The sequence below is a fragment of the Sporomusa sp. 246TCP1 genome (assembly GCF_057319775.1).
This window is the reverse complement of record NZ_CM170492.1, coordinates 3637988-3649693: the sequence shown is the minus strand read 5'-3', so window position 1 is coordinate 3649693 and position 11706 is coordinate 3637988. Positions and strand designations below refer to the sequence as shown.

The following is an 11706-nucleotide window of genomic DNA, read 5'->3' as shown; positions in this document are numbered from 1 at the left end:
GGGGGAAAAAACACAATGAAAAGACAAACCGCTATGGCTCTTGCAGCAGTATTTGCATTGAGCGTAGCAGGAACAGCGCTGGCCGCTCCTGCTAATCCTTTCGTCGATGTACCGGCAAAACACTGGGCGTATGACTCGATCAACAAACTTGCTCAAGCTGGTGTAATCTCCGGCTACGGCGACGGCACCTACCAAGGGAACAAAACCCTTACCCGTTATGAAGTTGCTACTATCGTAGCCAAAGCAATGGCTAACAGCGACAAAGCCGACGCTGCAACCCAAAAAGAAATTGACGCTCTGAAAGCCGAATTTGGTGCCGAACTCAACAACCTCGGCGTACGCGTTGACAACCTGGAGAAAAATGCTTCTAAAGTAAAATTCACTGGTGAAGTTCGTGCACGGTATGATTACCAAGACAGAGAAGATACTGATAATTTTGATAGTACTAATGAACGCACTCGTCTGCGTTTAAACATGGAAGCACCAATAGCTGAAAATGTTACTTTCCATGGCCGTTATGAATCACAATCAAAGTGGGGCAGTAGTGAGGGTTCTGAATCTAAGCTGACACAAGCCTATATTGATGGCAACGTGGGTGCAGTAGGCTATAGCTTTGGCCGTCAGCCTATCTGGCTGGGTCAAGGTCTGATTGCCGATATTACCAGCAATTGCGATGGATTGGTGTTAAGCGGCGGTAACAAGGTAAAAGTTGCTGCAGGCGTCTTTAAATATGAAACCGGAATATACGAGGACGACTATGCCGACACGGATAATTTGAATTTTGCTGTTGCCAATATTGATGCGACTATCAATAAAAACCTTAATATGACTGCATCCTACATTGCCGACAAAGACGAGCTTGGTTATAAAACTATATCGTCTGGCTTTAAGTATACAGGTATTAAAGACTTTGCCATAACTGGTGAGTATGGCCAAAATGATTCTTACAAGGCTAATTCCCATAACAATGGCGATGAGGCAAAAGCCTGGTTTGCTCAACTTAAATACCGGGGCGCCCAACAAGATAAAATCGGTTCATCAGGAATGTGGGTAGGCTATAGGAGTGCGGAGAAAGGTTTCGATCCTGCTGAGATTACTACGCTTGATACCGGTAGATACGCTGATACAACCTATGGCAATCTTGACAATATTAAAGGTATGGAATTAGGGGTTGAGTATACTGTGTTTAGAAATGGTGTACTGTCAGTTATGTATGAAGATCTGGAACTCAAAGATCCGCAAGCTGGACAAAACAAAGATAAACAAGGCCTCTGGGCTACTTTAATCTATACTTTCTAAATTTTGGTCAAAAACCGCTAACAACTGTTAGCGGTTTTTTTATAAAAAAAAATTCCTAAGCAGGAATATAATACATAATGTAGAATATATACCCTGTGAGTAAACTACAAAGAGAAAAATGTAAGGAAACATGGACACTTACAAATCTTTCTCCTTAGTAGGGTAGCTCAAAAATAAAATTTCCAAAATCTAAGGAGGCAAAAACACAATGAAAAGACAAACCGCTATGGCTCTTGCAGCAGTATTTGCAATGAGCGTAGCAGGAACTGCCCTGGCAGCACCTGCTAACCCCTTCGTCGACGTACCGGCAAAACACTGGGCGTATGACGCCATCAACAAACTTGCTCAAGCTGGCGTAATCTCCGGCTACGGCGACGGCACTTACCAAGGCAACAAAACCCTTACCCGTTATGAAGTTGCTACTATCGTAGCCAAAGCAATGGCTAACAGCGACAAAGCCGACGCTGCAACCAAAAGAGAGATTGAAGCCCTGAAAGCTGAATTCGGCACAGAACTCAACAACCTCGGCGTTCGCGTTGACAACCTGGAGAAAAATTCTTCCAAAGTAAAATTCACTGGTGAAATTCGTGAGCGTTATGAGTGGTATGATGATGCACCTACAACTGGCGCTAACAAGGGCGACAAAACTGATATGAGAACCCGTGTGCGTATTTCTATGACGGCACCAATTGATGAGAATGTAACCTTCAAAGGACGTTTACACAGTGAAAGTGAATGGGGTAGTCCTTCTGATAGCAAAGGCAATACTACTAACGATGTTTTTCTGGACCAAGCCTACATTACTGGTACTATAAATGGTTTAGGATATAGCTTTGGGCGTCAGCCGATAGTTCTTGGTCAAAAATTGCTTAGTAATAACACTCAAAACAATGATGGTTTGTCATTAAGCGCCGGTAAAAATATTAAAGTTACTGGATATGCTTTCAAAAAAGAAGAGAAATATGATGGCACTAATAAGACAAATCTTAACTTGGCTGCCGGTAATATTGATTTCAAAGTAAATAAAAACCTCAACATTACTGCTTCTTACATTGCCGATCAGGATGAAATATATTATAAGAGCGTTGCTGCTGGTTTGAAATATACTGGCTGGAAAGACTTCACAGTTACCGGTGAGTATGGCGAAAACGATTCTTACACGGCTAATAATAAAGACCATAATGGCGACACAGCCAAAGCCTGGGCGAGCAGAATTAAGTACAAAGGTGCAAACGGTAAAAATGTTCATTCCTACGGTCTGTATGTTAGCTACAGAAAAGCTGAATCTGGCTTTGACCCGGTAAACTGGAATGATTTTACTGATATGTCTAATTGGAATGGATATAAGGAAATGGACAATATGAAAGGTATAGACTACGGTTTTGAATATGCCTTATTCAAAAACGGCATTATGCGTATCCAATACAACGATATGGAAACTGAAGATAAAGGTATCGATAAGAAAAATATGTTTGCTGAGCTTATCTACACATTCTAATTCCAATAATCCCAAAAAACCCGCTAACTTTGTTAGCGGGTTTTTTGTTGCCTCAAAGGCAGGATATTTTCTTTACCATGACGAATTATTCCAAATACGTAATTCATCAAGGAGGGATTTTCATGGTTAATAAGAAAATTACAGCGCTATTTGTTACACTTATGCTAATGATTTCGGCAATTGCCGTTCCTGTTTCGGCACAAGCAGCTGGCGAGCTTACGGTCGTCGGCAAATTGGCGGTAATCGAGAAAACTATTTACGGTACTACGCAAACAGGTGCATTAACAGATAGGATAGACAAAGTAGAAGAAGAAGTCTATGGCAGTAAAACGCAGGAAGCGTTACTGCCGCGGGTGGATAATTTGTATGTGCATGTTCTTGAAACAACCGAACATGCACCATCAGTACTTACCAAACTTAATGCTGTCGAATGGACACTGACACATCGGGTAAGTGATAATCCGGTAAAAGTGCGGGTAGAGAAGCTTGAGACAATAATGAATGGCAGTCCGGCAACAGGATCTGTGGATTCGCGTCTGAGAAAACTTCTCAAACTTGCCTACACAGATGGTCAGGTTGAAGTTATTGCTACGAAAGTGCCCAAAGACACGCTTATAAAAATAAAAACCCTTTCCACACTAAACAGCAAACAAAGCAAAGTTGGCGATACTGTGGCTTTAGGCGTCGCTGAAGACATAACTATCGACGGCGTATTGGTATTCCCCCAAGGCGCCAGTGGGATTGGTAAAATTCTAAAAGTTCAATCAGCAAAAAACTTTGGCCGGGATGCCAAGCTGGACATAAGCTTTGATAGCGTTCGTGCTGCAGATGGCAGTGCAGTTGCTACCATATTGGGCGAAAAGGCCAAAGAAGAAACCAAGTCGCTGGCTAAAGCGGCAGGTGCCAGCGTAGCCGGCATGATTATCCTTGGCCCGGTTGGCATTATTGGCGGAGCTTTTATTAGTGGCAAAGAGGCTAACATACCTATTGGCAGTCAACTATATATACAAACCCTGGAAGATACCGAAGTATATGGAATTAGAGTTAAATAACCGGTAAATAACTGCGAAAAAGCCGCTTTATGCGGCTTTTTCTACATATTACCGAAAAAACTAGGAAGGAATGGTGCGGCAGGTGTAGAATTAACTCTAGATAACCAAAAATCCAGCTCGAATATTTACTAAATAGGAGAATAGTATGTGCTATGCCTAATAATAATAAACTTATCCTGGGGCTATTGGCGTTTGCCATAGTATTTGGGGGAACAGTACCTGGTCAGGCTAAAGACACAAAAGCCACTAATGAGATTGCCGCCCCCCAAGTACCGATCGTAATTGAAGCTAATGACTTATCTTTCAGCGAGGAAACAGGTGACATCCTTGCTAAAGGCAATGTAATTATCACTAACGTTGAACAGCGCCTGGAAGCAGAACAAATTGACGGCAACGCCAAAATAAACGAAATACGGATTAAAGAAAAATCCCGGTTTTTTCAAAAAGATCTTACACTAAATGGTACAGGAACAGTATATAATTATAAACTTAAAACAGGCAGTATGAAACAGGCAAACGGTCAACTTGAGGATAAATATATCGCTGGCGAAACCATTAGTATGTCTCCCAGTCAGCTTACAATCAATAATGGTACGGCCACAGGCTGTCCAGCCAAAGTTCCCGACTATCACATTAGTGCTGACAAAATCGAAATTTGGCCTGGCGATAAAATGATTGCTTATAATGCTAAAGTTTGGATTGGCAAGATGGTGATCTTTACTCTTCCTAAATACGAACAGTCCTTAAAACCTGATGCAAAGGGCAGTGCATTTCCCCGCTTAGGTTATGATAGTGATGACGGTGCGTTCATAAAACAGCATCTTGAATACTCCCTTAGCAACATGGTATCAGCCTATGTGAACCTTGACTATTACTCGCGATCCAATTTTAAGCCAAGCTATGGTTTGATTCATCGCGACAAAAACTATACCTTTAGTATTGACCAAGGTCATTTTAATGATGATGATAGCAATTGGATCAAGAAAGAACCCGAATTTAAATTTTCCTACAAACCGCAGCAGTTAGGTAATCTGCCGATACACTATACCTTTTCTGCTGCTTATGGAAAATGGAGTGATTCAGAAAAAACAAGCTGGCACCAGGAATATAGTCTTTATTTGAAGCATGAACCGATTAAATTTGGCAGCAGTGCCAAGCTAAATTTAGGAACTGGGGTTCAGCATATAAGAGAAAGTTATGATGATTCCGAACGAAATATTTGGAAATTTGACGCTACCCTTGATAAACAATGGTCTGAGCGCTTCAGTACTTCGGTTGGGTATCATTATGCGCAGAATAACGATGCGCTGTTTGAGTATGATAAAACAGATTTGAGTCGTGAACTAAAAACTGGCTTCATCTATAAAATCGACAAAATGAATGCTGTTGGCATTAGTCACAGCTATGATCTGGACAACCATGAAGTTCACGATGTTGATTATAGTTGGTATCGTAATCTGCATTGCTGGGAAGCGAAAATAACGTACCGCGCTGAACGCGATCAACTTCGAGTGGATGTTAATACCATAAAATGGTAATCCCTTAACTCTGAAAGGAGTCATTCCACATATGTCTCGAAATTTAGTGCCTTATATCGATAAACTCCAGAATCAAAAAATCATGATTATCGGTGATATGGTTGCCGATGTTTACCTTGAAGGCAAAATAGCCCGTATATCCCGTGAAGCACCTGTTCTTATCCTTGAACACTCACATGAAACCGTAGTGCCAGGTGGCGCGGCTAATGCTGTCCATAATGCTGCCGCCCTGGGCGGGCAGGTATATGCCGTTGGCGTGGTTGGTCAGGATAATGCCGGCGAGCAGCTTAGTCACAGCTTACGTGACAAAAAAGTGAATACAGATGGACTTTTTATTGATGCAGTGCGGCCAACAATTACCAAAACACGCATTATGGCTGGCGGACAGGCTACTGTTCGTCAGCAGATAGTGCGGATCGACCGTGAAAGTAAAGAACCGCTTGACATTACTATTGAACAAAAGATGCTTACTTATATTGAAGAAACAATTCAAGCCATGTCGGCTGTAATTATAAGCGACTATGGCAGTATGACAATTTCGCCCGCCATTAGGGAGCAGGTTATTAGTGCCTGTAACCGGGCGGGCATTCCGTCTATTGTCGACTCACGCTATGACATTATGGCTTATGAAGGTATTCGGCTTGTCAAACAAAATGAATCAGAAGCGGCGGCGGCTACCGGTTTAAAAATGCTGACTGGCAGCCAGTTGCAGCAAGCTGCTGAACTTATGCTGGCAAAACTGAAGGCAGAGGTTATTTTAATTACCCAGGGGCCGGACGGGATGACACTGTTCAACCGCAATGGCACCCATACTCATATTCCAGTAACCAATATGAGCGAGGTTTATGATGTTACAGGTGCTGGTGATACAGTTGTGGCCACGATGATGCTGGCACTGGCTGCCGGTGCTGATTATGTAGAGGCTGCCTGTTTGGCTAACTTTGCCGCCGGCGTTGTCGTGCGCAAGCCTGGTACGGCCACTGCTACGTCGCAAGAGCTCAAAGTCGCGATTGGAGAGTATTACGAATGAAAATTGTGGATCGTGCAACTATTGAGATTATCAGTAAAACATTACAGGCAGCAGGGAAAACTGTTGTATTTACCAATGGCTGTTTTGATATATTACATGTCGGCCATGTCCGCTATCTGGCAGGTGCCCGGCAACTGGGCGACTGTCTAATTGTCGGTTTGAACAGTGACAGATCGGTAAAGCAGCTCAAAGGTCCAAACCGCCCGGTTAATTGCCAGGAGGACAGAGCCGAAGTACTTGCCGGTCTGGCAGCAGTAGACTATGTGGTTATTTTTGATGAAACTACAGCAGAAAATTTGGTTGCTGTAGTTCAACCTGATGTTTATGCAAAAGGCGGTGACTATACCATCGAAACACTGCCTGAAGGTAAAATAGTAGTTGCCCATGGTGGTCGTATTGTGCTGGTACCGGAGGTGCCGGGGCGGTCATCCAGTAATATTATTGAAAAAATCAGCCGCGAAATATAAAAGGCGAGCTTACCACACTCCGCCAGGAGGTGTCCTATTGAGTTATACCAATATCCTGATCGTCAAACTAAGCGCCATCGGTGACGTAATTCACGCGCTGCCTGTAGCGCCGGCCCTGAAAAAATGCTTTCCACAAGCCAGAATAACCTGGGTTGTGGAAAAACCGGCCTATGATATTTTAACTAATAATCCTTATATTGATGAAATAATCATTTTTGATAAAGCTAATTTTAAGACCCTAGGCGGCTTACTTAAGCATGCTCCGGAATTTGCAGCAGATCTAAAGGCACGGCGATTTGACCTGGCCCTTGATCTTCAAGGTTTATTCAAAAGCAGTGCCATTGCTTTTCTCAGCGGAGCCAGTACTAGACTAGTGTATGAAAACGCGCGTGAGGGTAGCCAGCTCTTGAGCAGGCGGATTGTCGGCAGTTACTCTGCCGGGCATGTTGTGGAGCGCTACCTTGATGTCGTAAGAGAGCTTGGATGCCAGGTTGAGCAACCTGTGTTTCCAGTTGTAATCACAGATGATGAAGTAAAACGGACCAGGAGTATCATGGCCCACGCCGGGTTATCTGCGGGTACTCCTTATGTTGTTATGGCCATGGGAGCTAATTGGCCGAACAAAATATGGCCTGCCGAAAAATTTGCCAGGCTATGTGACCGTCTTTACACTGCGGAAAAATTCACGCCGGTAGTTATTGGTGGACCGGGGGACGGACCATTGCTAGAAAGACTACTGGATCAGGTTCAGATACCTCCCATTAGTCTTGTGGGCCAGACATCACTGAAGCAATTAGCTTATGTAATTAAAAATGCGACAGCTTTTGTCGGTGGCGATACCGGGCCGATGCACCTGTCCGCCGCTCTTGGTATACCGACAATTGCCTTAATGGGTCCGACAGATCAAATCCGTAACGGGCCATATGGCAACATTCACAGAGTTATTTTAGCTGACCGTCAGTGTATTGGCTGTTGGCAGCGCAAGTGTTCAAAAGGATGGGATTGTCTTGCTGGCATAAGTGTGGAGACCGTCTATTCACAGTTGCTGGAATTATGCAGTTATAGTATAATTTAACATTGTGGTAAAGGCGAAAGTACTTCCAGAACTAGATATCGACAGAGGTGATTTACATCGCTGATTTAACAAAACGGATATTGTTCATTTCGTTAAACGGTCATCAACGCCGTTATTTCCAGGAGTTGGGCAATTTTCTTACTGATTCCTACCAGATTTATCATGTAGACTATTCCTCAGCCACAGTGGCTGATATCATGACTCGTGCATCCTTGGAGACGTTGCCTTCAGAGCTGGGTATTACCAGGCAAGACATAGAAGAAATCATTTCGTTTTTACTAATAAAAGGACAATATCGCAATTTTGGAATCCTTAGGCGCTATCTTCATAGCAAATCAGTATTAGAGGCCCAGGCCTATGGAGCCTTGCGATTCTTTTTTGACTATATAAAAAAACATAGCATTGATCTTGTTTGTGTATGGAATGGCACGCTAGTTCCGCTGGCGGCAGCAACAAGGGTAGCTAGAATTCTTGGCAGGGAAACACTGTTTTTTGAGAATGGCTGCTTGCCTGGTACTACTACGGTTGATGCCAAGGGAGTAAATTATGCCAACAGTTTAGTTGGCAAATCACGCTCTTTTTACGATGCTGTTCAAATTGAACCGGAAAAACTACGGCAACTTTACGAGGTCAGGCCAGCCATCCGCGCGCTGAAGACCAAATGGTATCAAAAATTTACGAAAAATAAAAAGCAGGGTCAGACGGAAGACGTCCAACTACCTGCCAAATATATATTTGTACCCTTTCAGGTCCATGATGATACCCAGGTATTATTAAATTCGCCCAAGGTAAAAACAATGGCCGAGCTGCTGGCCTATGTTGTGCCGGCAATTGAGCGGCACAACCGGGAAGCTAACGATACAATCAAGTTAGTAGTGAAGGAACATCCCTCCGATTTTGGTAGAATCAGTTATGACGCCGTACGCGAAAAATATAAAGACAGCGGGATTATTTTTCTGCGATATTATTCAACCCCACAGCTAATTAAATCTTCAGCAGGCATTATAACAATCAATTCCTCTGTTGGTATTGAAGCGCTTGTTCAGCACAAACCGATAATAACCATGGGAAACGCTTTTTATAACGTTCCCGGTTTAACCGTGAATGCGTCAGACCCTGATACCTTAGCTACAGCTTTTGGAGTGATTAATGAGTGGCCTGATGACATTCTTATCGACAAATTTTTATATTATCTTCGTTATCATTATTTGGCGGCGGGAAGTTGGCGTCAGCCAGATGCCGTTCATCTAGAAAGTGTGAAAGAAAAGGTTAATGCTGTCCTATATGACAATGGAAGGTTGAATCACTAGTGTGTTTGTTTTGAAGTGCGGTATAGAGACAATTAATTTGGTCGACAACTGTCAAAATGTCATACTTCTCTTGTATATGCCGATAAGCGTTGTTGCCGAGTTCTTGAATTTTTTGCTGATTGGGTAACAAAGACACGGTAGCTTTACTCAATGCGTTGCTATCGCCGCCAGCGAAGAGAATCCCGGTTTTATCCGGTTCAATCAGATCGTTGCAGCCGCCGATATCTGAGGCAATACAGGCGACGCCGCAGGCCATAGCTTCAATTAGCGCATTGGGCAATCCCTCTCTGCGTGACGGGAAGATAAATATATCTGCACATTGCAGGTAGGGTGAGGTATCGCGTACTTCGCCGACATACGTAATTTTAGTATGGCTTACACTATCTGCTAACCAGTTAAGCTCTTTTACTGCGGCAGTTCCACCGCTGCCTACTACTACCAGACAGACTTCTGGAAATTCAGCCTCAATTATTGGCCACGCGGCGAGTAATAGATCAAATCCTTTACGGTGTATTAGGCGACTGGCATAGAGTACTATTGTTTTGTCCGCTGGTAATCCCAGCTTGGTTTGCAGTCGCTTTTTTTCACAAGCTGATACGGGATGAAATCGGTTCAGATCCACACCATTTGGTATTAACCGGATGCGTTCGGGTAAAAAGCCAGCTTGGGGCATTTCCTCATATATTTCCTTACTAATCGCCAGGTAAGCAGAAGCTTTGCCGGCAATGTGGTTGAGAATCCGGCGAAACGGACGCCATTTTCGTGGAAATAGCCGGTCAGCTGATAAGCGAACAAAAAATCTTCCGGCAATCGTGATTTTAAGCACAGTCGGGATTCCAAGTAAATTACAAAGGCAAATTGCTGCCATGCCAAAAAAGTGCTGGCCATGGATATGTACAATATCGCAGTTCCCTCTGGCGACAAAAAGTAGTAAAAGCGTAATCAAGGTTCTGAGTCCCGGGGGCCATAACCGAAATACTTCAACACCGTCAATTGTCTCGTGAAAACTACTTTCCAGGGTACGTTTCTTGGCTATAATTGTTATAGCATGACCTTTGGCTTTCAACCGTCTCAGTTGAGTTTCAGCCTGAAGTTCAGCACCGGTGTTGGCATAGCCTTTCTCCTGATATGCTGATACCAACATAAATATATGCATTATCGTTCCTCCCCAAGTTTATTCGTACATATACTAGCACCAAATAATTATAACTGCAAATGGTTTGAACTAAATTGTAAAGAAGCAGAGTAGAAGGTGAAAGATTTTGGCACGGATTTGTATGATTCTCAATAATTTTGAATTGCCTTTCGGCGGGCCGGAACTACAGGCGCAAAAAGTAGCTGCGGCACTCATGGCGCGAGGGCATCAAGTATTTATTATAGCTAAAGGGAGCGGTAAGGCTCCAAAGCAGGAAGTATTAAACAAATTAAAGATTATTCGCCTCAATAGAAGGGGTTTAGCGTCTGTTGAACTCTTTTGGCAATTATTTAAATATAAAAAGGACTTTGACATTATTCATGTTCACGGAGTGGGGCGACTAGCATCGGTGGCCATACGCTTTGCCAAACATTTTCATAAAAAAGTCTTTATCAAAGTAACCACTGCCGGACATGTTATAAAGCAACCAAATTCAAGAATTAAGGCACTAGCGCAGAAGATCATGCCTTTCCGCGAACAAAAGCTCAAGTTGTTGCAACAAGCTGATGGTGTTATTGCTATAAGCAATGAAATCAGAAAAGAGCTTGAACATAATGGTTTTGCAAAAAAAAGTATCCATGGTATTCCCAACGGTGTTGATACAGCAATATATCATCCAGTGTGTTCCGAAACAAAGAGCAGCCTGCGAAGTAAATTAGGATTACCCATAGACCGACGGATATTTGTTTATACTGGTAAGCTTACTCGACGTAAAGGAATTGACACTTTATTGGCAGCTTGGCGTAAGGTGTCCCATGCAACGGAAAACGGGTTGCTAATACTGCTGGGCAGCGGCTACGGGCAGGAGGACAGCCTGGAAGATTATATTCATAACAGTAGTAAGGAGTATGGCCTGGATAAGACGCTTGTCACTTTGGGCGATGTGGATAATGTCGCTGATTATCTCAAAGCATCGGATGTTTTCGTATTCCCTTCACGGCGCGAAGGACTGCCGAACTCTCTGTTAGAGGCAATGGCTTGTGGTCTGCTATGCATCGCGTCTGACATTGGGGGGAATAGCGACTTAATTGTTTCAGGTCAGAATGGTTTTTTAGTTCCGGTAGAGGAAATTGAAGAGTGGCGTAAACAGCTTGAAAATGTGATTACTAATGTGGACAATAATCTGATGGAGGTAGCTGCCAGTACGGTTAGAGATAACTATGATCTGAGAGTTACGGTGGACAGGCTGGAGAAGCTATTTAATTAGTTATTTAAAGTGCACCTTTTATGTAAAAGTGAAAT

At 43.2% G+C, this 11706-nt stretch carries 10 protein-coding genes; 9 read left to right on the top strand and 1 reads right to left on the bottom strand.

Annotated features, from left to right (window positions below; all coding sequences use genetic code 11):
* Nucleotides 1-15: 15 nt before the first annotated feature.
* The 8 genes from AC1ECB_RS17265 to AC1ECB_RS17230 all read left to right on the top strand — a co-directional run bounded on the left by AC1ECB_RS17265 (nt 16) and on the right by AC1ECB_RS17230 (nt 9269).
* A complete protein-coding gene (locus AC1ECB_RS17265) occupies nt 16-1299 on the top strand; it encodes an S-layer homology domain-containing protein (RefSeq protein ID WP_485664933.1) in 1284 nt (427 codons plus the stop codon).
* A gap of 208 nt (nt 1300-1507) precedes the next feature.
* Nucleotides 1508-2797, top strand: coding sequence for an S-layer homology domain-containing protein (locus AC1ECB_RS17260; RefSeq protein ID WP_485664932.1), 1290 nt, complete (start codon nt 1508-1510; stop codon nt 2795-2797).
* 122 nt (nt 2798-2919) lie between these two features.
* Nucleotides 2920-3849, top strand: coding sequence for a hypothetical protein (locus AC1ECB_RS17255; RefSeq protein WP_485664931.1), 930 nt, complete (start codon nt 2920-2922; stop codon nt 3847-3849).
* Between the two features lie 152 nt (nt 3850-4001).
* Nucleotides 4002-5387 (top strand): LPS-assembly protein LptD, encoded by a 1386-nt coding sequence (locus AC1ECB_RS17250; protein ID WP_485664930.1) that lies wholly within the window; start codon nt 4002-4004, stop codon nt 5385-5387.
* A 31-nt stretch (nt 5388-5418) separates the two neighbouring features.
* Nucleotides 5419-6417: a bifunctional heptose 7-phosphate kinase/heptose 1-phosphate adenyltransferase gene (locus AC1ECB_RS17245; RefSeq protein ID WP_485664929.1), complete on the top strand. Its 999-nt coding sequence runs from the start codon at nt 5419-5421 to the stop codon at nt 6415-6417.
* On the top strand, nt 6414-6884 hold the full coding sequence (gene rfaE2 / locus AC1ECB_RS17240) for a D-glycero-beta-D-manno-heptose 1-phosphate adenylyltransferase (protein WP_485664928.1): 471 nt from the start codon (nt 6414-6416) through the stop codon (nt 6882-6884). Before AC1ECB_RS17245 ends, rfaE2 begins: the two co-directional genes overlap by 4 nt.
* A gap of 37 nt (nt 6885-6921) precedes the next feature.
* Entirely contained in the window at nt 6922-7959 is a 1038-nt protein-coding gene (locus AC1ECB_RS17235; RefSeq protein ID WP_485664927.1) for a glycosyltransferase family 9 protein, read from the top strand.
* A 47-nt stretch (nt 7960-8006) separates the two neighbouring features.
* A complete protein-coding gene (locus tag AC1ECB_RS17230) occupies nt 8007-9269 on the top strand; it encodes a capsular polysaccharide export protein, LipB/KpsS family (protein ID WP_485664926.1) in 1263 nt (420 codons plus the stop codon).
* On the opposite strand, the gene AC1ECB_RS17225 is transcribed toward AC1ECB_RS17230, so the two are convergent.
* Nucleotides 9229-10425: a glycosyltransferase family 4 protein gene (locus AC1ECB_RS17225; RefSeq protein WP_485664925.1), complete on the bottom strand. Its 1197-nt coding sequence runs from the start codon at nt 10423-10425 to the stop codon at nt 9229-9231. The two genes, AC1ECB_RS17230 and AC1ECB_RS17225, sit on opposite strands and share 41 nt — an antisense overlap.
* Before the next feature lie 106 nt (nt 10426-10531).
* On the opposite strand from AC1ECB_RS17225, the gene AC1ECB_RS17220 reads away from it, so the two are divergent.
* The gene (locus AC1ECB_RS17220) at nt 10532-11671 is read left to right on the top strand and encodes a glycosyltransferase family 4 protein (RefSeq protein WP_485664924.1); all 1140 of its coding nucleotides are present in this window, start codon (nt 10532-10534) and stop codon (nt 11669-11671) included.
* The last annotated feature ends 35 nt before the right edge of the window (nt 11672-11706 follow it).